Origin of the sequence: Enterobacter sp. PTB (assembly GCF_051130085.1) — a bacterium.
Taxonomy (GTDB): Bacteria; Pseudomonadota; Gammaproteobacteria; order Enterobacterales; family Enterobacteriaceae; genus Enterobacter; species Enterobacter ludwigii.
Map to the genome: position 1 here is coordinate 275,198 of NZ_JBDKEE010000003.1, position 21,912 is coordinate 297,109.

At 54.6% G+C, this 21,912-nt stretch carries 20 protein-coding genes; 4 read left to right on the plus strand and 16 right to left on the minus strand.

All coding sequences use genetic code 11. The annotated features are described in order from the left end of the window. Nucleotide 1: 1 nt before the first annotated feature. Nucleotides 2-3,448: a transcription-repair coupling factor gene (mfd, locus tag AAIR21_RS05525; RefSeq protein ID WP_025204447.1), complete on the plus strand. Its 3,447-nt coding sequence runs from the start codon at nt 2-4 to the stop codon at nt 3,446-3,448. A 150-nt stretch (nt 3,449-3,598) separates the two neighbouring features. Continuing rightward, nucleotides 3,599-4,564 (plus strand): L,D-transpeptidase LdtC, encoded by a 966-nt coding sequence (gene ldtC / locus AAIR21_RS05530; protein WP_032681246.1) that lies wholly within the window; start codon nt 3,599-3,601, stop codon nt 4,562-4,564. Nucleotides 4,565-4,654: 90 nt separating this feature from the next. Here ldtC and bhsA read toward each other — a convergent pair whose 3' ends face one another. After that, entirely contained in the window at nt 4,655-4,912 is a 258-nt protein-coding gene (bhsA, locus tag AAIR21_RS05535; protein WP_013097102.1) for a multiple stress resistance protein BhsA, read from the minus strand. Between the two features lie 244 nt (nt 4,913-5,156). On the opposite strand from bhsA, the gene comR reads away from it, so the two are divergent. Continuing rightward, nucleotides 5,157-5,792: a TetR family copper-responsive transcriptional repressor ComR gene (gene comR, locus AAIR21_RS05540; protein WP_183516451.1), complete on the plus strand. Its 636-nt coding sequence runs from the start codon at nt 5,157-5,159 to the stop codon at nt 5,790-5,792. A 59-nt stretch (nt 5,793-5,851) separates the two neighbouring features. Here the strand turns inward: comR and AAIR21_RS05545 are convergent, their stop codons facing one another. The 8 genes from AAIR21_RS05545 to hinT all read right to left on the minus strand — a co-directional run bounded on the left by AAIR21_RS05545 (nt 5,852) and on the right by hinT (nt 11,939). Beyond that, entirely contained in the window at nt 5,852-6,391 is a 540-nt protein-coding gene (locus AAIR21_RS05545) for a glycine zipper 2TM domain-containing protein (RefSeq protein WP_008500779.1), read from the minus strand. A 192-nt stretch (nt 6,392-6,583) separates the two neighbouring features. Next, nucleotides 6,584-7,888: an NAD(P)/FAD-dependent oxidoreductase gene (locus tag AAIR21_RS05550; RefSeq protein ID WP_025204449.1), complete on the minus strand. Its 1,305-nt coding sequence runs from the start codon at nt 7,886-7,888 to the stop codon at nt 6,584-6,586. A 238-nt stretch (nt 7,889-8,126) separates the two neighbouring features. Then, entirely contained in the window at nt 8,127-8,669 is a 543-nt protein-coding gene (gene ycfP / locus AAIR21_RS05555) for an alpha/beta hydrolase YcfP (protein WP_013097106.1), read from the minus strand. A gap of 34 nt (nt 8,670-8,703) precedes the next feature. After that, the gene (gene nagZ, locus AAIR21_RS05560; protein WP_020884661.1) at nt 8,704-9,729 is read right to left on the minus strand and encodes a beta-N-acetylhexosaminidase; all 1,026 of its coding nucleotides are present in this window, start codon (nt 9,727-9,729) and stop codon (nt 8,704-8,706) included. An 11-nt stretch (nt 9,730-9,740) separates the two neighbouring features. Next, entirely contained in the window at nt 9,741-10,565 is an 825-nt protein-coding gene (thiK, locus tag AAIR21_RS05565; protein WP_032677888.1) for a thiamine kinase, read from the minus strand. Then, nucleotides 10,546-11,193: a penicillin-binding protein activator LpoB gene (gene lpoB / locus AAIR21_RS05570; RefSeq protein WP_032677887.1), complete on the minus strand. Its 648-nt coding sequence runs from the start codon at nt 11,191-11,193 to the stop codon at nt 10,546-10,548. Before lpoB ends, thiK begins: the two co-directional genes overlap by 20 nt. A gap of 10 nt (nt 11,194-11,203) precedes the next feature. Then, nucleotides 11,204-11,578 (minus strand): YcfL family protein, encoded by a 375-nt coding sequence (locus tag AAIR21_RS05575; protein WP_014169585.1) that lies wholly within the window; start codon nt 11,576-11,578, stop codon nt 11,204-11,206. Between the two features lies 1 nt (nt 11,579). Beyond that, a complete protein-coding gene (gene hinT / locus AAIR21_RS05580; protein ID WP_032677886.1) occupies nt 11,580-11,939 on the minus strand; it encodes a purine nucleoside phosphoramidase in 360 nt (119 codons plus the stop codon). 350 nt (nt 11,940-12,289) lie between these two features. On the opposite strand from hinT, the gene fhuE reads away from it, so the two are divergent. Next, a complete protein-coding gene (gene fhuE, locus AAIR21_RS05585) occupies nt 12,290-14,479 on the plus strand; it encodes a ferric-rhodotorulic acid/ferric-coprogen receptor FhuE (protein WP_183516452.1) in 2,190 nt (729 codons plus the stop codon). A gap of 57 nt (nt 14,480-14,536) precedes the next feature. On the opposite strand, the gene ptsG is transcribed toward fhuE, so the two are convergent. From ptsG to fabF, 7 genes are all read right to left on the minus strand, one after another. Beyond that, the gene (gene ptsG, locus AAIR21_RS05590) at nt 14,537-15,970 is read right to left on the minus strand and encodes a PTS glucose transporter subunit IIBC (protein WP_014169582.1); all 1,434 of its coding nucleotides are present in this window, start codon (nt 15,968-15,970) and stop codon (nt 14,537-14,539) included. Between the two features lie 297 nt (nt 15,971-16,267). Continuing rightward, on the minus strand, nt 16,268-17,062 hold the full coding sequence (locus tag AAIR21_RS05595; protein WP_032677884.1) for a metal-dependent hydrolase: 795 nt from the start codon (nt 17,060-17,062) through the stop codon (nt 16,268-16,270). A gap of 10 nt (nt 17,063-17,072) precedes the next feature. After that, complete coding sequence (gene holB, locus AAIR21_RS05600) at nt 17,073-18,077, minus strand: DNA polymerase III subunit delta' (protein WP_020884665.1); 1,005 nt, start codon at nt 18,075-18,077, stop codon at nt 17,073-17,075. Continuing rightward, a complete protein-coding gene (gene tmk / locus AAIR21_RS05605) occupies nt 18,074-18,715 on the minus strand; it encodes a dTMP kinase (protein ID WP_014169579.1) in 642 nt (213 codons plus the stop codon). The genes holB and tmk overlap by 4 nt, the downstream gene beginning before the upstream one ends. After that, nucleotides 18,705-19,727, minus strand: a complete 1,023-nt coding sequence (gene yceG / locus AAIR21_RS05610) for a cell division protein YceG (protein ID WP_020884666.1) — start codon at nt 19,725-19,727, stop codon at nt 18,705-18,707. Before yceG ends, tmk begins: the two co-directional genes overlap by 11 nt. A 2-nt stretch (nt 19,728-19,729) precedes the next feature. Further along, a complete protein-coding gene (gene pabC, locus AAIR21_RS05615) occupies nt 19,730-20,539 on the minus strand; it encodes an aminodeoxychorismate lyase (RefSeq protein WP_047357235.1) in 810 nt (269 codons plus the stop codon). 121 nt (nt 20,540-20,660) lie between these two features. After that, on the minus strand, nt 20,661-21,902 hold the full coding sequence (gene fabF / locus AAIR21_RS05620) for a beta-ketoacyl-ACP synthase II (protein WP_014169576.1): 1,242 nt from the start codon (nt 21,900-21,902) through the stop codon (nt 20,661-20,663). Nucleotides 21,903-21,912 lie beyond the last annotated feature (10 nt).

Here is a 21,912-nt window from a genome sequence, read left to right on the forward strand (position 1 = left end):
CATGCCTGAACACTATCGATATTCCTTGCCTGTCAAAGCGGGCGATCAGCGCCAGCTGGGCGAACTTACTGGCGCGGCGTGCGCCACGCTGGTGGCAGAAATCGCTGAGCGACACCCGGGTCCGGTGGTACTGGTTGCCCCGGATATGCAAAATGCCCTGCGTCTGCATGATGAAATCCGCCAGTTCACTGACAATCTGGTGTTCAGTCTGGCCGACTGGGAAACGCTGCCGTATGACAGTTTCTCGCCGCACCAGGAGATCATCTCCTCTCGTCTGTCGACCCTGTATCAGTTACCGACGATGCAGCGCGGCGTGCTGATCGTCCCCGTAAACACCCTGATGCAGCGCGTCTGTCCGCACAGCTATCTTCATGGCCATGCGCTGGTGATGAAAAAAGGCCAGCGCCTGTCCCGGGACGCCCTGCGCGCGCAGCTCGACAGCGCCGGTTATCGCCATGTCGATCAGGTGATGGAGCACGGGGAATATGCCACGCGTGGTGCACTGCTCGATCTTTACCCGATGGGCAGCGACCAGCCGTATCGTCTGGATTTCTTCGATGATGAAATCGACAGCCTGCGCGTGTTCGACGCCGACACGCAGCGCACGCTGGAAGAAGTGGACTCCATCAATTTACTGCCCGCACATGAGTTCCCGACCGACAAAACCGCAATCGAGCTGTTCCGCAGCCAGTGGCGCGACAGATTCGACGTCAAACGCGATGCCGAACATATCTATCAGCAGGTCAGCAAAGGGACGCTGCCGGCGGGTATTGAATACTGGCAGCCGCTGTTTTTTAACGAGCCTCTGCCCGCGCTGTTCAGCTATTTCCCGGCCAATACGCTGATTGTTAACACCGGTGATATCGACGCCAGCGCCAGCCGTTTTGAGAGCGAAACTCGCGCCCGCTTTGAAAACCGGGGCGTGGACCCGATGCGTCCGCTGTTGCCACCGGAGGTGCTGTGGCTGCGCACTGATGAGCTGAACGCCGAGCTGAAACGCTGGCCGCGTATGCAGCTAAAAACCGATTCGCTCGCCGACAAGGCCGCCAATACCAACCTCGCCTTCCGCACGCTACCGGATTTATCCGTTCAGGCGCAGCAGAAGTCGCCGCTGGATAATCTGCGCAAGTTCCTCGAATCCTTTACCGGGCCGGTCGTGTTTTCCGTTGAAAGTGAAGGCCGCCGGGAAGCGCTGGGTGAACTGCTGGGGCGGATCAAAATTGCGCCGAAACGTATTTTGCGCCTGAGTGAAGCCACCGGTAATGGCCGTTATCTGATGATTGGCTCCGCCGAGCACGGGTTTGTGGATACCCTCAACAATCTGGCGCTGATTTGCGAAAGCGACCTGCTGGGGGAACGCGTGGCGCGCCGCCGTCAGGACAGCCGTCGCACCATTAATCCGGACACGCTGATCCGTAACCTCGCCGAACTGCACCCCGGCCAGCCGATTGTTCACCTCGAGCACGGGGTTGGCCGTTATCAGGGCATGACGACGCTGGAAGCCGGTGGCATCAAGGGCGAATACCTGATGCTGACCTACGCCAATGACGCCAAACTCTATGTGCCGGTCTCTTCCCTGCATCTCATCAGCCGCTATGCCGGCGGTGCAGAAGATCATGCGCCATTACATAAACTGGGCGGCGACGCCTGGGCGCGCGCGCGGCAGAAAGCCGCGGAAAAAGTGCGTGATGTGGCGGCAGAACTGCTGGATATCTACGCCCAACGCGCGGCCAAAGAAGGCTTTGCCTTCAGGCATGATAAACAACAGTACCAGATGTTCTGCGATAGCTTCCCGTTTGAAACCACGCCGGATCAGGCCCAGGCCATTAATGCTGTGCTGAGCGACATGTGCCAGCCGCTGGCGATGGACAGGCTGGTTTGCGGGGATGTCGGCTTCGGCAAAACCGAAGTGGCGATGCGCGCCGCCTTCCTCGCGGTAGAAAACAACAAACAGGTCGCGGTGCTGGTGCCTACCACCCTGCTCGCCCAGCAGCATTTTGACAACTTCCGCGACCGTTTCGCCAACTGGCCGGTTCGTATCGAGATGCTGTCGCGTTTTCGCAGTACCAAAGAGCAGACGCAGATTCTGGAACAGGCCAGCGAGGGTAAGATCGATATTCTGATCGGTACCCACAAGCTGCTGCAGAGTGATGTGAAGTGGAAAGATCTGGGGCTGTTGATCGTCGATGAAGAACACCGCTTCGGGGTCCGTCATAAAGAGCGTATTAAAGCGATGCGTGCCGACGTCGATATCCTCACACTGACCGCCACACCGATTCCGCGAACGCTGAATATGGCGATGAGCGGCATGCGCGACCTGTCGATTATCGCCACGCCGCCGGCACGTCGTCTGGCGGTAAAAACCTTTGTTCGTGAGTACGACAACCTGGTCGTCCGCGAGGCTATTCTGCGTGAAGTACTGCGCGGGGGTCAGGTCTATTATCTCTATAACGACGTGGAAAATATCCAGAAAGCGGCGGACAGGCTGGCAGAACTGGTGCCGGAAGCGCGCATCGCTATCGGTCACGGTCAAATGCGCGAGCGCGAGCTGGAGCGGGTGATGAACGATTTCCACCACCAGCGCTTTAACGTCCTGGTGTGTACCACCATCATTGAGACCGGGATCGATATTCCGACGGCCAATACCATCATTATTGAGCGCGCGGATCACTTTGGACTGGCGCAGCTTCACCAGTTGCGTGGCCGCGTTGGCCGCTCGCACCATCAGGCCTACGCCTGGCTGCTGACCCCGCATCCGAAAGCGATGACCACCGATGCGCAAAAACGTCTGGAGGCTATCGCGTCGCTGGAAGATCTGGGCGCGGGCTTCGCGCTGGCGACACACGACCTTGAGATCCGCGGTGCAGGTGAACTTCTGGGCGAAGACCAGAGCGGCTCGATGGAAACCATCGGCTTCTCGCTCTATATGGAGCTGCTGGAAAATGCGGTCGATGCCCTGAAGGCCGGACGTGAGCCATCGCTGGAAGATCTGACCAGCCAGCAGACTGAGGTGGAACTGCGCATGCCTTCCCTGCTACCGGATGATTTTATTCCGGATGTGAACACGCGTCTGTCGTTCTACAAACGTATCGCCAGTGCGAAAAATGAGAACGAACTGGATGAAATTAAGGTAGAGCTGATCGATCGCTTTGGCCTGTTGCCGGATGCCGCGAGAAACCTGCTGGATATTGCGAGGCTGCGCCAGCAGGCACAGAAGCTGGGCATTCGTAAGCTCGAAGGCAATGAAAAAGGTGGCGTGATTGAATTTGCCGAGAAGAATCACGTTAATCCGATGTGGCTAATCGGTCTGCTCCAGAAACAGCCGCAGCATTTCCGTCTGGATGGTCCAACGCGTCTGAAATTTACGCAGGAGCTGACGGATCGTAAAAACCGGATGGAGTGGGTTCGTCACTTTATGCGTCAGCTGGAAGAGAACGCTGTTGCATAATTCCCCCTTCCCCCCGTTGGCGCAATGCTTACGGGGGGACAATTTACAAACTCTTTGCACTTCACCTGGATTTCCCGACATACCCATTCGCCATAATTATCGTTAACGCCTTATAAAACAATAACCTTATTATTTATATGGATTATGGTGATGATGACCTCTTCGCGTTTTACCCGCTGGATAACCGTGTTTGCGCTGGCAGCAACGGTAGCTGTTGCGCTTCCTGCACGCGCAAATACCTGGCCTCTTCCCCCTGCTGGCAGCAAGGTCGTGGGCGAAAACCGTTTTCATGTGGTTGAAAATAATGGGGGATCGCTCGAAGCGATTGCCAAAAAATATAACGTAGGCTTTCTGGCTCTGCTGCAGGCTAACCCTGGCGTCGATCCCTATGTGCCACGCGCTGGCAGCGTCCTGACCATCCCGTTGCAGACCATTCTCCCGGATGTAGCGCGCGAAGGGATCGTGATAAACCTTGCCGAGCTGCGTCTTTACTATTACCCGCCGGGTAAAAATGAAGTCACCGTTTATCCAATCGGTATTGGCCAGCTGGGCGGCGACACGCTGACCCCAACAATGGTCACCACCGTATCGGATAAACGTGCCAACCCAACCTGGACGCCAACGGCTAATATTCGTGCTCGCTATAAAGCACAGGGAATTGATTTACCGGCTGTGGTGCCAGCGGGTCCGGAGAATCCGATGGGTCACCACGCGATCCGTCTTGCGGCCTATGGTGGCGTTTACCTTCTGCATGGAACAAATGCGGATTTCGGTATCGGGATGCGCGTCAGTTCCGGCTGTATTCGTCTGCGCGATGATGATATCAAGACGCTCTATAGCGTGATCACCCCTGGTACCCGAGTGAATATTATTAATACGCCCATTAAGGTTTCTGAGGAGCCGGGTGGCGTAAGACTGGTTGAAATTCACCAGCCGTTATCGAAAAACATTGGCGACGATCCGCAGACACTGCCAATAAATCTGAATGCCGCGATGGTGAGCTTTAAAACGAATGCCCGCACGGATGGCATCGTGATGGAGCGTGCGATGGAGGCGCGTTCCGGGATGCCCACCGATGTCACCCGGCATCAGGATGTCACCCAGCAGTCGATGTGATCCCCAATAAAAAAAGCCCTGCTAAGCAGGGCTTTTTTACAGTGGCATCGCAGTGGCATCGCAGTGGCATAAATGAGGGTTTAGCCAGGCTTATTTGTAGATAACAGCGGTGCCGTGCAGGGTGTTAGGACCGGTCACTGAGGTGATGCGGAAAGATTTTGCACCCATCTCGTCAGCTTTCTGCGCCAGCTGATCTTCCAGTGAGCCCAGGTTAGTCCCGGCAGAAGCAGAGATAGTCCCGACTTTATGCTGGTCAGCAGGGGTTGATTGCACTTCAACAGCAGCGAAGCTTGCGAAAGAAAGTGAACTCAGAACAGCAGCAGCGATGAGGGTTTTTACGTTTTTCATGGTTTTTACCTTTGGGCAGATGATTTGGAGGTCGTTAGCTATTTAGTTAACGATCGATAGGTAAATCATAAATGTGATCCAGCTCACGCGTCAACATCTTTTTATAACGAACATTAATTAAATTTTAAATTCGTTATTTTTCATACCCATATGATTAATTTATTTTTCTCTCATCAGTGCTGGTGGTCACCCGCGATTATTTTTATAATGATTATTCAACAAACCAACAGAGGACCAACGGCAAATGACAACCGACGTGACGAGTTGCGCGAAGAAAAGCCGTGGCCGACCAAAAGTGTTCGACAGGGATGCAGCGCTTGATAAGGCCATGACTCTCTTCTGGCAACATGGGTATGAAGCGACCTCGCTTTCCGATCTGGTGGAAGCTACCGGTGCCAAAGCACCCACGCTGTATGCTGAATTCACCAATAAAGAGGGGCTGTTCAGGGCGGTGCTGGACAGATACATTTCGCGCTTTGCGGCGAAACACGAAGCCCAGCTGTTTTGTGAAGAGAAAAGCGTCGAACAGGCGCTACGGGACTATTTCACCACCGTCGCGACTTGCTTCACCAGTAAAGATACCCCTGCGGGTTGCTTTATGATTAACACCTCTGCCACCCTTGCGGCCTCCTCAAAAGAGATTGCCAACACGGTGAAATCGCGCCATGCCATGCAGGAAGAGACGCTAAGCGCGTTCCTGTCTCAGCGCCAACAACGAGGTGAAATTCCTGCGCATTGCAATCCACAGATGCTGGCGCAATACCTGAACTGTATTTTGCAGGGTATGTCGATAAGCGCCCGTGAAGGGGCTACGCTGGAAAAACTGCAAACCATTATCGCGACCACGCTGAAACTGTGGCCTGAACTGCTCAAAATCTGACGCAAAAAAAAGCTCCTCAGCCTGAGCGCTTGAGGAGCTAAGTTCAGAGAACATCTTTTTTACACTTTGTTATTCAGTACCAGCTGGCCGTTTCCATCCAGCGGAATTTGAGTACCCGGGTCTTTATCCATACGGATCTTGCCCTGCTGATCGCCAATTTTGTACGTCACGTCGTAACCCAGCATTTTCTCCGACTTGTCATAGACGGTTTTGCAGCGCTGCTGAGTCGTCGTGTACGTGTCGTTATCCTGCATAGCGCCCTGCACCTGGTTACCGGCATAGCCGCCGCCCAGCGCGCCGACCACGGTCGCCACATCTTTACCACGACCACCACCAAACTGATGGCCAATCACACCACCGGCAACCGCACCCAGTACTGAACCGGCGATACGGTTTTCATCCTGTACCGGACGGCGATGGGTCACGGAGACGTTACGGCACTCCTGACGAGGCGTTTTCACGGTTTCTTTAATCGGGGTAGCAGACACGACCTGTGCGTATTGTGGGCCGCGATCCAGTACGTTGAGACTGGCAACGGCAGCCACACCTAACGCAGCAGCGACGCCAATCCCTATACCCGCCAACATTGATTTATTCACGGGACTTCCTCCTTTGTTGCTATTGGTAACAATTTTGCAATGCAGGTCGCGCTTCGCCAATAAGACAAAGGATCAAAAAGTGGACGTGGAGGAGAGATATATCGTGTTTAGGAGAACTCTTAAGCACTCAATGTACGATGAGCAGCATGATATGCTAAAAATTCCCTCCGGAGGCCCCGGAGGGAGAGAATATTAGTGCAGCTTCAGGCGTGGTCGAATAACGCGGTTGATTCGTCCCACCAGCATCATCAGCCCGGTTTTGAAGTAACCGTGCAGGGCAATCTGGTGCATACGATAGAGCGAGATATAGACAAAGCGTGCAATACGCCCTTCCACCATCATGGAGCCGCGCATCAGGTTACCCATCAGGCTGCCGACGGTAGAGAAGTTCGAGAGCGATACCAGAGAACCATGGTCTTTATAGACATAGGCTTTCATCGGCTTACCTTTGTACTGCGCCAGAATATTGTGCAGTACCAGGCTTGCCATCTGGTGCGCTGCCTGAGCTCGCGGAGGCACAAAACCGCCCTCCGGACGCGCGCAGGAAGCACAGTCGCCGATGGCGAAAATGTCCGGATCGCGTGTGGTTTGCAGGGTCGGCTCGGTCACCAGCTGGTTAATACGGTTCGTTTCCAGCCCGCCAATCTCTTTCATAAAATCAGGCGCTTTGATGCCAGCAGCCCAGACCATCAGGTCTGCTTTGATGTACTCGCCATCTTTGGTGTGCAGGCCGCCGTCGTCCGCGCTGGTCACCATGGTTTGGGTCAGAACCCGCACGCCCAGCTTGGTCAGTTCATTATGCGCCGCACCGGAAATGCGCGGAGGCAGCGCTGGCAGAATACGTTCACCCGCTTCAACCAGCGTCACGTTCAGCGCATCATTGGTTAAGCCTTTATAACCGTAGCTGTGCAGCTGTTTCACCGCGTTGTGCAGCTCAGCAGAAAGCTCGACGCCCGTCGCCCCCCCACCAACAATCGCGATATTAACTTTCCCGTTCGCACCCATATTGCTGGTGTACTTCAGGAACAGGTTCAGCATTTCCTGGTGGAAACGACGTGCCTGATGTGGGTTATCGAGGAAGATACAGTGCTCTTTTACACCTGGTGTGTTGAAATCATTGGAGGTACTGCCCAGCGCCATGACCAGCGTGTCATACGGCAGTTTGCGCTCAGGAACCAGCAGTTCCCCTTTTTCATCGCGCAGCTCTGCCAGGGTAATGGTTTTGCTCTCACGATTGATATCCACCACGGAGCCCAGCTGGAACTGGAAATGGTGATTGCGCGCATGTGCCAGATAGCTCAGCGCGTCCACGCCCTCATCCAGTGAACCGGTCGCCACTTCGTGCAACAGCGGTTTCCACAAATGGCTGTGGTTACGATCCACCAGCGTAATTTTGGCTTTTTTGCCGCGACCGAGCTTCTTGCCTAACTGTGTAGCCAGCTCCAGCCCGCCAGCACCACCGCCGACAATCACTATCTTTTTCAATGGCGTAGTCAACGTGACCCCCTCAAATTATTAACCAATTGTTAATTAAAAGTTATAAAAATAACCCTTAATTAACAACAGGTTACAGCACTGAAACCATTCAGGTGCATTGAGAATACCACGTCAGGCGCATTGGTCATACCAAAATTGATATGCATCAAGTTTTGATGGCTTAAAAGTAGACAATTCTGGACAAAAAGAAAGCCCGGCGCGCTTTCGCGGCCGGGCCTGGCAGGTCGTACGCAGTGGATTAGCCCAGGGTTTTGAAGGCTTTGATCCGCTGCAAATGCGGGGAGATATTCTTGAATTTGTGGGTCTGTTCTTCATCCCAGACAATTTCATAGTAATGATGCAGCAACTCAGCCGCCCGGTGGCTGTTAAGGGCTTCATCATTACGCGACAGGATCACCAGACAACGGTCGCGGTTTTTCTCCCGAAAATTACTGACGCACTTGGTGGCAATATCGACATACTCTTCAGGGCGGTCAATTTTGCCTTCCATGTTCTCATTCGGGAAAAGATTAGGATTGAACACCACCTGGCGGATATCGCACAGGAATCCAATCCGCTCTGCCCAGTAGCCACCTAATCCCACGCCACAAATCAGCGGACGGTCATCGATGTTGAGCTGCAACATCTTGTCCACCTCTTTGAGCAGGTGCTGCATATCATGCTTTGGATGGCGTGTGCTGTAACTGATCAGCCGGACATCCGGATCGATAAACTGCAGCTGCAGGACCTTCTCATGATTACCAGGACTGTTTGAGTCAAAACCGTGTAAATAGATGATCATTGTCTTCTCACCACGCTACGCCTTCCGGGAGGATTTACAGGCTGGCTTTATGTGCCTGCCAGCGTTCATTCAGGGCTTCAAGCTGCGCGTTGACCGTCTTCCAGCGCGCCGAGTCCATCAGCTCCTGACGGCTAAATGAACCTTTATGATACAATTGTGTAACACGCTGTGCATTGATCGGCGACAGGTTATCCAGCACGCTGACGGCACCTTTACGATTATTGCAGACGAGGATCATATCGCAACCTGCGTCCAGCGACGCCTGACCGCGCTCGGCGTAGCTGCCCATAATCGCCGCCCCTTCCATCGACAAATCGTCTGAGAAAATCACGCCATTAAACCCCAGCTCCTGACGCAAAACGGTTTTCAGCCAGTGCGCGGACCCGCTTGCAGGACGCGGGTCGACGTCGCTGTAAATCACGTGTGCTGGCATGATGGCGTCCAGCTTGTTATCGGTAATCAGGGAGCGGAACACCGACATATCTTTGGCACGAATGTCAGCTTCCGGACGCGGATCGCGCGGCGTCTCTTTGTGCGAGTCGGCGGTCACCGCACCGTGTCCCGGGAAATGTTTCCCGGTGGTTTTCATTCCCGCGTCGTGCATACCGTCAATGAAACAGCTCGCTATCGCCAGCGCAATACGCGGATCTTCATGGTATGAGCGTTCGCCAATGGCGGCGCTGATATGCCCCACGTCCAGAACCGGCGCAAAACTGATGTCGATATCCATGGCAATCATCTCGCTGGCCATCAGCCAGCCGGCCTCTTGCGCCAGTTTGCCACCCTCTTCCGTGCCCAGTAATGCCGCAAAAGATTGGGCGGCAGGCAGGCGAGTAAAGCCTTCGCGGAACCGCTGTACGCGTCCGCCTTCCTGATCGACGGCCACCACCAGATGATTGCGCGATGCAGCACGGATCTGGCGCACCAGTTCTCGCAGCTGCGCTGGATCGTGATAGTTGCGGGTGAACAGGATCAAGCCTCCCACCAGCGGGTGCGCCAGAATTTCACGCTCCTCCGCATCCAGCTCAAACCCTTCTACATCCAACATGACTGGACCCACACCAACCTCTCTTATCCTTTAGTTTGTAACTGACGCCAGGCATCATCTGCCAGCGCAATAAATTGTTTATCTCGGGATTGCTGAAAGCGCATTTCAAACCAGCCAGCCATCAGCATGACGACCCACGGTCGCCAGCGCCTCACCTGACGCCTCAGGGCGTCGGCATTCATGTGCGCTATCCGGGCGTAGTCGGTGATGAGCCGCTGCCGCGCAGCATCATCTTCCGACCAGACGGCCGCCAGCTCCAGCGCCACGTCTCCGTCACCGGCATACTCCCAGTCGATAAGCCTCGCACCGAGGGACGTATGAACAATATTTCCGGCATGAACATCCATATGCAGCGGCGAGAGCCGAAGCGGCTGCGGTTCGCCCGTTTTACGCAGCCGTTTTAGCTGTGCCAGCCAGAATGGGGTTCGCCTGTCGGCCGAAGCCTGCTGCCAGTATTGTTCAAGCAACGGCAGCAGCGTCACCCGCCACCCCAGGCGCGGTTGCCGGTGCAGATGACAGAGCATAGCCGCAAGCACTGCCGTTTCCGGTAGCGTGTTGCCGATCTCCCCTGCCAGATACTCCACGGCCATCCAGCCCTGGCGGTAAAAACGGGGCTTTGGCACCAGATCCGCCGGAAGGCGTTTCAGTGCCCGAAACTGACGGCGGAAATGGGATGAAGACGCTAAGGGATCGTGATTCTGCCGCAATACCAGACGTTGCTCGCCCTGCTCTATAATGCAACTCGCGCCGCCAAGCCCGGAAGGGGCCTGCGGCGCGATAAGGCGATACTGTGGAAAATAACGCGTCAGGATCTCTTCACGCGTACAGTCAGAGTTGCGTAACGGCACCTTTACCTGACCAGATAATCTCGCCTGTCTGAACCAGCATCAGCTGCATTTGCAGGGCTGGCGTATTCACGTTACCGGTGGCACTGGAGTAAAGCACATACTGCGCACCGACGTTACGGGCAATCCCAATCGCCTTGCTGCGTGAACCGAGGCTGTCCTGCGGTGACAGGCCCAACTGCTGCTTGGCTACCGCGAGCTGCTGTGCCGAGACCAGCGTAAACTTACCGTTATTGGCCAGGGCATTGCGCAGGGTTTCTGTCGCTTCGCCCGTGTTCAGCGAACCGTTGGTACGGTTATTCACGCTATCAACCAGCAATACGCTGCCCGCGGTCACACCCTGAGCCTGCAGCATTTTGCCGACCATCGGTTGCATCGCACCGTTCCAGTCGTAATGGCGAACGCGCGGCGCAGGCTGCGATGTCTGATCCGGATGTTCAATTGGACCAGGCTGCGACGGAATAGACGGCACAGTCGGTACGGTTGGCGGCGGCTGCGTTGGCTGTGTCGGCTGCTCGGTACCCGGTTTGGCCTCTTCCACAGGCGCAGGTTCTTCAGTTCGGGTCACACACCCTGCGAGGAACAGAGCGAAAGCAGTCACGAGCGCATAACGGCTCAAATTTTTAATCAAGGTTCACCCCTTACAAATAAAGATAAAGTCTCACCTTATGTGCACCCAGATAGTTGGCGCTGCCATAGAGCGTTACCGACGATCTTGCCGGAATAGTGACGCTGCGCGGCGCTTCCAGCGGATGCATTTCAAGACCTCGTACGTCATACCAGAAAAAACGGTAGTGCACCGTCACTGGTTCTTGTCTTTCATTAAAGAGCGTAGAGGAAGCAGAAGAGTTGATTTCACTGATCGACAACGCAGGTTGTTGCGCCGTGATGCCCGCAGCAAGTACGGAGGATTCCATCACCAGCGTCTGTTCATCGCTGACGGGGATCGCCGGACGCGTGCTGCACCCTACGATCAACATCGTCATTACCAGCGCTGCAATACGCCCTTTAAGCATGTCAAAGACCTTTATGTGCCAGCATCGGCCCCAGAGGACGTCCACCCAGCAGATGCATGTGAATATGATAAACTTCCTGACCACCGTGGCGATTACAGTTCATGATGAGACGGTAACCGTCTTCAGCAATCCCTTCCTGCTCAGCAATTTTTGCGGCCACTGTCAGCATACGACCTAACGCTACTTCATGCTCGGTTTTTACGTCGTTTATGGTCGGAATCAGAATATTAGGAATAATAAGGATATGTGTCGGAGCCTGAGGAGAAATGTCCCGGAAAGCCGTCACCAGCTCATCCTGATAAACGATATCCGAAGGGATTTCGCGGCGGATAATTTTACTAAAAATCGTTTCTTCAGCCATGACCTTTTCCTTTTTTGTTTAATCTGGCGTAGTGCGCCGCCATTAACACATTCTCAGTATTACTGTGTGACACAACACAAGAGTATGAGCGAGATTCTCCTGTCCTTTCAACCTTCTCCACCGATTTCTTTCCTGAATGTCCTCCAGCTGCCTGGAGAGTGAGCGCTGACGCGTCGCGATCGCCTGAAACATTATTTCAGTTCCTTTTGACACATCTGTTTACACCGTTAATCTCAATGCGTATATTTCGCATTTGCATTTTCATGCGCATTTTCAACATAGAAAACGACATTAGCCCGCACACGCGGGACTGATGCAGACCACCTTCACCATTCATTAAGGGTTTGATGATGTCTTTCATTACTCATACCAGGGATGGGCAACGCCAGCCTGTCGCAACACCTTCGTTGCTGACAGCCTGTATTGCTATGGCATTGATGCCAACCGTCAGTTTTGCCGCCTCCACGACCGAAGATACGGTAGTTGTGGAGGGTGGCTTTGATAACGCACAGGATCCCTCCAGCGGACAGGATCAGGACTACAGCGTAAAAACCACCACCACCGGGACCAAACTGTTACTTGTTCCCCGCGATATCCCCCAGTCCGTCAGCGTGATTAGCCAGCAGCGCATGGCAGATCAGAACCTGCAGTCAGTCGGCCAGGTGTTAACCAACACCACCGGCGTAACGGCCCAGGTGCAGGACAGCGACCGCACCGTATTTTACTCGCGCGGATTCTTCGTCAGTAACTATGCGTTCGATGACCTGCCGACCTCCATCAGCGAAGTATGGAACTTTGGCGACACCGCCGCCGACACCGCCATTTATGACCGTATAGAGGTGGTTCGCGGCGCTACCGGGCTGATGTCCGGCACCGGTAACCCATCCGCCTACGTCAATATGGTGCGCAAGCACGCAGACAGTAACGTATTCAAAGGGAACGTCTCCGCCAGCTACGGCAGCTGGGACAAGCAGCGCTATGTGCTGGATTTACAGGCCCCGCTGGTAGAATCCGGCAAGGTGCGCGGTCGTCTGATCACCGGTTACCAGGACAACGACAGCGCTGTGGATAACTACCACTACCGTAAAAAATTCCTCTATGGCGTGGTGGATGCCGACGTCACCGATAGCACGACCCTCTCCGTAGGCTATGAATACCAGGAAAGTCACACCGCCGATCCCACCTGGGGCGGTCTGCCAACCTGGTATAGCGACGGAAGCAAAACCCATTACGACCGCAGCCAGACCGTTGCGCCTGACTGGGCTTACTCGGATAAAGACAACACCCGTATCTTTGCCAACCTGACCCAACGTTTTGACAACGGCTGGGAAGCGCACATCAACGGCATGCATGCGGAAACCCATTTCGACAGCAAACTGATGTATATGTCAGGCTATCCGGATAAAGAGACCGGGGCGGGCATGGTCGGCTACGGCGGCTGGAACCGTGGTGAACGTAAGCAGGATGCCATCGACGCCTTCCTGCGTGGCGATTTCAGCCTTTTTGGTCGTCAGCATGAGATGATGTTTGGCGGGAGCTTCAGCCGCCAGCGTAACCATTACGATAACAGCATGCCGGATGCGTTATACGGTATGGTGGATGTGGGTAATTTTAAAAACTGGAATGGCACTATCGCCGACCCGCAGTGGACACCGTGGAAGCTCTATAGCCAGGACGACATTCGCCAGTCATCGGCGTATACCTCGGCCCGATTCTCGCTGGCCGACCCGCTGCACCTGATCCTTGGCGCGCGTTACACCAACTATAACATTCGCTACAACCCTGCAGGTTCCCCGGATACCCGTCTGGAAAGTTCCAAAGATGACGTAACGCCTTATGCAGGACTGGTTTATGACATCAATGAAGACTGGTCGACCTATGTCAGCTACACCTCTATTTTCCAGCCACAGGACAAGCGTGACGCGAGCGGCCGTTACCTCGACCCTACGACCGGGAAAAGCTACGAAGCGGGGGTGAAAGCGGACTGGTTCAACACCCGCCTGACCACCTCACTGGCCGTTTTCCGTATTGAACAGGATAACGTGGCGAGCAATACCTACACCTATATGCCGAGCGGCGAATCTATTTATGAATCACTGGATGGCGTGGTCAGCAAAGGGATTGAATTTGAGCTAAACGGTGCACTGACCGACAACTGGCAGTTAACCTTCGGGGCGACACGGTTTATTGCAGAAGATAAGCGCGGGAATGCCATCAGTTCCGATCAGCCACGTACGACCATGAAGCTGTTTACCCGTTATCAACTGCCTATGCTGCCGGAACTGGCGGTGGGCGGCGGGGTGAACTGGCAGAATAAAGTGTGGACGGATGTAGAGGGTGGCCCGGCAGGCCAGTCCCGTGCAGAACAGGGCAGCTATGCGCTGGTGAATCTCTTCAGCCGTTATCAGGTCACCAGGGATCTGGCCTTGCAGGCCAACGTTAACAACCTGTTTGATAAAAAATACTACGACTACGTCGGGTCATACGTTGTCTATGGCGCGCCGCTGAACGTCTCCGTCAGCGCGAATTACTCTTTTTAAGTTTCTACCCATAAAAAAGGCAGCCATTCGGCTGCCTTAGTCTCCCCAGGTCACAGCTTAGCTGTTGCGGATGTACTCATCCATTTCGGTTTTCAGGTTATCGGATTTAGTCCCGAAGATTGCCTGAACGCCCGAACCAGCAACAACAACCCCTGCTGCACCCAGTTTTTTCAGACCCGGCTGGTCTACTTTCGCGACGTCGGCAACGCTAACACGCAGACGAGTAATGCACGCGTCCAGGTTAGTGATGTTCTCTTTCCCGCCGAATGCGGCAACCAGAGCCGGAGCCATTTCGCTTGTCGCGGTGGCTTTGCTGTCTTCTGACGCATCTTCACGACCTGGTGTTTTCAGGTCCAGTGCTTTGATCAGCACGCGGAAGATGGTGTAGTAAACAACGGCATAGCACGCACCAACGATTGGGAACAGCCACAGTTTGCTGCTGTTACCGGACAGAACGATGAAGTCGATCAGGCCGTGAGAGAAGGACGTACCGTCACGCATACCCAGCAGGATACAGATTGGGAACGCCAGACCCGCCAGAACCGCGTGAATGATGTACAGGATCGGCGCAACGAACATGAAGGAGAACTCGATCGGCTCGGTGATACCGGTCAGGAACGAGGTCAACGCTGCGGAGATCATGATACCGCCCACTTTTGCACGGTTCTCTGGTTTAGCAGAGTGCCAGATAGCAATTGCCGCTGCCGGCAGACCGTACATTTTGAACAGGAAGCCACCAGACAGTTTACCTGCAGTTGGGTCACCCGCCATGTAACGTGGGATATCACCGTGGAATACCTGACCTGCTGCGTTGGTGAATTCACCAATCTGCATCTGGAATGGAACGTTCCAGATGTGGTGCAGACCAAATGGTACCAGGCAACGCTCGATGAAGCCGTAGATACCAAACGCCACAACCGGGTTCTGATAAGCAGCCCACTGAGAGAAGGTCTGGATAGCGGAACCGATTGGTGGCCAGATGAAGGACAGGATCACGCCAGTGAAAATCGCTGCCAGACCAGAAATAATCGGAACAAAACGCTTGCCCGCGAAGAAGCCCAGATACTCAGGCAGCTTGATGCGATAGAAGCGGTTGAACATGTACGCTGCAATCGCACCGGAGATGATACCGCCCAGAACACCGGTGTCTGCCAGGTGTTTCGCAGCGATCTCTTCTGCCGGTAAATGCAGAACCAGTGGCGCAACCACTGCCATGGTTTTCACCATGATGCCGTAGGCAACAACTGCAGCCAGCGCAGAAACGCCGTCGTTATTGGTGAAGCCCAGCGCCACACCGATAGCGAAGATCAGAGGCATGTTAGCAAAGACGGAACCGCCTGCTTCGGCCATCACGTGGGAAACTACGGCTGGCAGCCAGCTGAAGTTAGCAGAACCGACACCCAGCAGGATACCTGCGATAGGCAGTACGGATACTGGCAGCATCAGCGATTTACCGACCTTTTGCAGGTTAGCAAATGCATTCTTAAACATAATTGAGAGTGCTCCTGAGTATTTGTGCTTTTTTTACGCTTTCACGCATTGGCCCGGGGGGAGTACCGTGCCGTGGACAGGACATCTAAGCGCCCTTTATTTATTACACAGAGTAAAATAATTCCCTCTGAGTTTGTTTGACGGCTATCACGTTTCAGCTTAAGACGGTCGAAAAACTTTCAGTTATTTACAAAAAGCGTTTCTGGATGTGTCTAAATACACCTTCACCGCCCCAAATGAGGCGGTGAACTTTACTCGTTTTATGTATTAATTACGAGCCTAAAAAAAACAGGCGTATCAAACAGATTGCAGGCGGGCGGGGTCGATATGGAACAGCGTAGAGAAGTTGTCCGTCGTGACGCGGGCCAGCTCTTCAATGCTGACGCCTTTAAGCACGGCCATGTACTCGGCTACGTCTCTCGTCATGGCTGGCTGATTTTCTTTACCGCGATGCGGCACCGGTGCCAGATACGGAGAGTCTGTTTCCACGAGGATGCGATCGAGCGGAACATAGCGCGCAGCCTCGCGGAGTTGCTCAGCGTTACGGAACGTCACGATCCCCGAAAACGAGATATAAAACCCTAAATCAAGCAGTTTACCCGCTGTTTCTCTGTCTTCTGTGAAACAGTGTAGTACGCCACCGCAATCCGTCACCTTTTCTTCCTTCAGGATCGCCAGCGTATCGGCGCGCGCATCACGGGTATGGACAATCACCGGCTTGTTGAGCTCGCGACCAATGCGAATATGATGGCGGAACGACGCTTGCTGGCGCGGTTTCGTTTCCGGCGTGTAGTAGTAATCCAGCCCGGTTTCCCCCATCGCCACGACGCCCTCTTCTGCGGCCAGCCGGCGCAGTTCCTCAACGTCGTACTCTTCATCCTGATTGAGCGGATGCACGCCACAGGAGAAAACAACGTTCTCACGCTCGCCCACCAGCTCACGCATGCCGCGATACCCCGGTAACGTTGTCGCCACGGCAAGGCAAAACTTCACATCACGGGCAGCGGCTTTGGCCAGCACGTCGTCCACGTTTTTATGCAGGGATTGATAATCCAGGCCATCAAGATGGCAGTGTGAGTCGACTAAAAACATAATGTCTCTCTCAGAGATGGGAAACAGGCGGTGTCACGCCTGGTTGCAGGTAATGTTCGATACGCAGCAACTGGTCGGTCAGTAAAAGCTCGCGATTAAGACCGGTCACTGTTAAAAGTTGTTCACGACTCTGACAGATATCGTGAAGGATAGCGTGTAATGATGCGCCTGACAGGCTGTTCGCCAGCGTGTTAACCAGCGGCCAGACGTCCGGGTTGGTCAGTAGCGTTGCCTCTTGCTGGAGTTTGAGCGCATCCAGAAGCAAGGAAGCCAGCCAGTGCAGACGTTCCGCGGCCTGCTCGCCGTTAAGCGCAGGCAATAAACTTAGCCAGTCGCGGCTGGTGATGGAAGACTCAACGGCCCGGCAGAGCGCGTCTCGCTGTGACCAGACCTCTGGCTGCAGTAATGCCAGCGCCGCCGCAGGCGCACCGCTGCTCAGGCGCAACGCAGAGAGCGCCCCTTCCTGTGACGTTGTCACCTCTCGCTCAAGCCAGCTCAGCGCCCATGATTCCTGAGGCACCGCGAGGTGATGAAGACGACAACGGCTACGCAGCGTTGCCAGCAAACGCCCCGGGTCACGACAGGAGAGAAGGAACCACGTTTTCTCCGGCGGTTCTTCCAGCGTTTTAAGCAGCGCATTCGCCGCCGCCTCGGTAAGCTGTGCTGCGTCTTTGAGCCAGACGACTTTAGCGCCGCTGAGCCGCGCATGTTCGTACAATTTTTCACTGACTTCACGCACGGCATCAATACCGAGCGCGCTTTTGCCCTTCTCAGGCTCGAGCGTGTAATAGTCAGGGTGCGTGCCCGCCTGCATTAACTGGCAACCACGACATTTACCACAGCTTTTATGGCCTTCCGGCTGCTGACACATCAGGAAGCGGGTGATGGCGTAAATCAATGCATCATCCCCCATTCCCGGCAGTGCCTGAATCAGTAACGCATGATGCCCCCGACCAGCCTGATAGCTTTCGATCAGCTTTTCAAAATGCGGGCGCAACCATGGGTACCATTTCATGCCTGTTGCTCCTGTAGCCACTGCGTAACCGTCTTCTGAATTGCGCGGGTGACCTCTTCCAGGGATTGCGTCGCATCAATGGTGCGAATACTGCCATCCTGATCCGCCAGTTCCAGATAGCGCGCGCGGGTACGGTTAAAGAAATCAAGGGACTCCTGCTCAATGCGGTCCAGCTCACCGCGAGCACGGGCGCGCTTGAGACCCACTTCCGGCGTCACATCCAGATAGAGCGTCAGGTCAGGGCGAAAATCACCCAGCACCGCATCGCGCAGCGTGGCCAGCATCGTCTGGTCAATACCACGCCCACCGCCCTGATAAGCCTGGGTCGACAGGTCATGACGATCGCCAATTACCCACTTGCCATTAGCCAGGGCCGGTTTAATGACCGTCTCCACCAGCTGCACGCGCGCCGCGTAGAACATCAATACTTCGGCTTTATCTGTGATGACCTCGTCACCAACGGATTTGATATCCAGCACCAGGCTCCGCAGCTTTTCAGCCAGTTGCGTACCGCCGGGCTCGCGGGTAAATACCATGTCCGCAACGCCAAGCGATTTGAGCGTATCCACCACCACGTTGCGGGCCGTGGTTTTACCCGCCCCTTCGAGTCCCTCAATGACAATGTATTTACTGCGCATTTTTTTCCTTAAGTGCCTTCAGATAGTCCTGAACGGAGCGATTATGGCTGGCAAGGTTGGTGTTAAAGGTATGCCCCCCTTTTCCATCAGCCACAAAATAGAGATACGGTGTTTTAGCAGGATGCGCAGCCGCACGCAGGGAAGCCTCGCTCGGCGTGGCAATCGGGCCCGGCGGCAGACCGCTAATCACGTAGGTATTATACGCCGTTGGCGTCTCCAGATCTTTTCTTGAAATCTTACCGGTATAACTCTCGCCCATTCCGTAGATGACGGTGGGGTCCGTTTGCAGACGCATGCCGATACGCAGACGGTTAATGAAGACCGATGCCACCTGATCGCGTTCGGCGGCGACGGCCGTCTCTTTCTCAATAATTGAGGCCATCGTGACAAACTGGTTTTGATCTTTGTATGGCAGACCGTCCATGCGCCCTTCCCAGGCGGAATCGACGGCTGCCACCATCTTTTTATGCGCCCGTTTGAGGATAGCCACATCGGTCGTGCCTGCGGTGTACATCCAGGTGTCTGGCCAGAACCAGCCTTCCACCCACTCAGGATGTTCAAATTTCAGTACCTCGGCCACCGTCTGATAGCGGTCATCTTTCAGAGTATGCTTAATGTACGGAGCATCGCGCAGCTGTTCGAGATAATCGCTCAGGCGCATCCCCTCAACAAAACGCAGCGGGAACTGCGCTTCTTTACCGCTTTCCAGCAGCTGCAGCATCTCTTTGACGGTCATCCCCGGCGTAAAGCGATAGGTACCGGCTTTGAAATGAGACAGTTCAGGCTCGATACGTAACAGCCACTGAAACACGCGCGGACGGTTAATGATCTTGTCGCCATAAAGCTGTTCGCCAAGCGCCAGGCGGCCCGTCCCCGCTTTCAGGGTAAAAATCGTCTCGTCTTTAATCAGGATCTTACTGTTCGCCAGCTGACGAACTTTCCACACTCCCGCTCCGCCGGCAAGACCCAGCGCAACGATAAGGAGGAGGACAAAGCGCAACATTTTCTTCATGACTATCGGGTTTGCTCACATATCGGGGCTAAAAACTGAAACAGCTCGCGCGAGGACAAGCTGTATTGACCATACGCGCGGACGGGTACAACCGGCATCAGCGCATTACAAATGATAATTTCATCAGCCTGGTGCAGCGCCTCTTCTCTCGCGCTCACTTCGACAACGCGAAAGCCAGAGTGTGCCAGCTGCTGCAAACAAAACTGACGCATAATCCCGTTGACGCCGGCCTGCTCGAGCGACGGCGTATAAACATCGTTCCCCTGCCGCCAGAGTAAATTAGCCGCACAGCATTCCGTAATAAACCCTTCGCTGTCAAGAACCAGCGCCTCATCAGCGTCCGTCTGTTCAAGATGAGTGCGAATCAGTACCTGTTCAAGGCGGTTGAGGTGTTTTATACCGGCAAGCATAGGGTTTCGCCCCAGACGTACCGGGCTGAGCGTTAGCGTAACGCCCTCTTCACGCCAGCGCAGATAATGAGCAGGACAGGCAGACACCGAAAGGATCCGCGTTGGGTGCTGGCAAGCTGTACCGCTGTATCCCCGGCCACCGCTGCCGCGGCTGATAATCACCTTCAAAACACCGCTTTGCTTCCCGGCCGCCAACTGGCACATCTCCTGACGCAATGTGTCCCAGTGCGTGAAGGGGATCATCAAGGCTTCACAACCCTGCTGAAGACGACGAAGGTGCGCCTTGAGCAGGCAGACATTGCCGTCGAGAATGCGCGCTGTCGTAAAGCAGCCATCACCAAACTGAGTTGCCCTGTCACCAGCAGGCAGCGTGTTTTGCTCAAGGCCATTGATTAAAAACATGGTGGCTCCTTATGCGTGGGCATTTAGTCTGGCAGGATGCCATGCAGCCGACAAGAAGATTAGGCTTAATAAAAAAGGCCCGACAAGCGGACCTTTTTTAATCGCCATGATGCAGTCAGGCTCAGATCTTTTTGAAGATCAGTGAACCGTTAGTACCACCAAAGCCGAAGGAGTTACACAGGGTGTACTCCATACCACTTACCTGACGCGCTTCGTGAGGAACGAAGTCCAGGTCACAACCTTCATCCGGATTATCCAGGTTGATGGTTGGCGGAACAGCCTGATCGCGCAGCGCAAGGATAGAGTAGATAGACTCTACTGCACCCGCCGCACCCAACAGGTGACCGGTCATGGATTTTGTGGAGCTCACCAGCACGCGGCTGGCGTATTCGCCGAAGATAGACTTAACAGCCTGAGCTTCTGCTTTATCGCCTGCAGGCGTAGAAGTACCGTGCGCGTTAACGTAACCGATGTGCTCCGGGGTAAGACCCGCGTCGCGAATCGCGTTGGCCATTGCCTGCGCGGCGCCCGCACCATTTTCTGGTGGTGACGTCATGTGGTATGCATCGCTGCTCATCCCGAAGCCGACAACTTCAGCATAAATCTTCGCGCCACGTTTTTTAGCATGTTCGTACTCTTCAAGTACGATCATACCCGCACCGTCACCCAGCACGAAACCGTCACGGTCTTTGTCCCACGGACGGCTTGCCGCCTGCGGGTTATCGTTGCGGGTAGACAGCGCACGCGCTGCACCAAAGCCACCCACTCCCAGCGGAGTACTGGCTTTTTCCGCACCGCCCGCAACCATAGCATCTGCATCGCCGTACGCAATCATGCGCGCGGCCTGGCCGATGTTATGCACGCCAGAGGTACATGCGGTAGCGATAGAAATGCTTGGCCCACGCAGGCCGAACATGATGGTCAGATGACCTGCCACCATATTAACAATCGTGGACGGAACGAAGAACGGGCTGATTTTACGCGGGCCGCCATTCATCAGAGATGTATGGTTTTCCTCGATCAGACCCAGACCGCCAATCCCGGAACCGATAGCGGCACCGATACGGGTTGCGTTCTCTTCCGTAATTTCAAGGCCAGAATCCTGCATGGCCTGAACGCCAGCGACAATTCCATATTGAATGAAGGCATCCATCTTGCGCTGTTCTTTGCGCGAGATGATCTCTTCACAGTTAAAATCCTTTACTAAGCCAGCAAATTTCGTTGCATAGGCGCTAGTATCGAAATGGTCGATTAGGCTGATGCCGCTCTGACCGGCAAGGAGAGCTTTCCAGGTGGACTCTACGGTATTGCCGACAGGAGACAACATGCCAAGTCCGGTCACAACTACACGACGCTTAGACACGTTTGTCCTC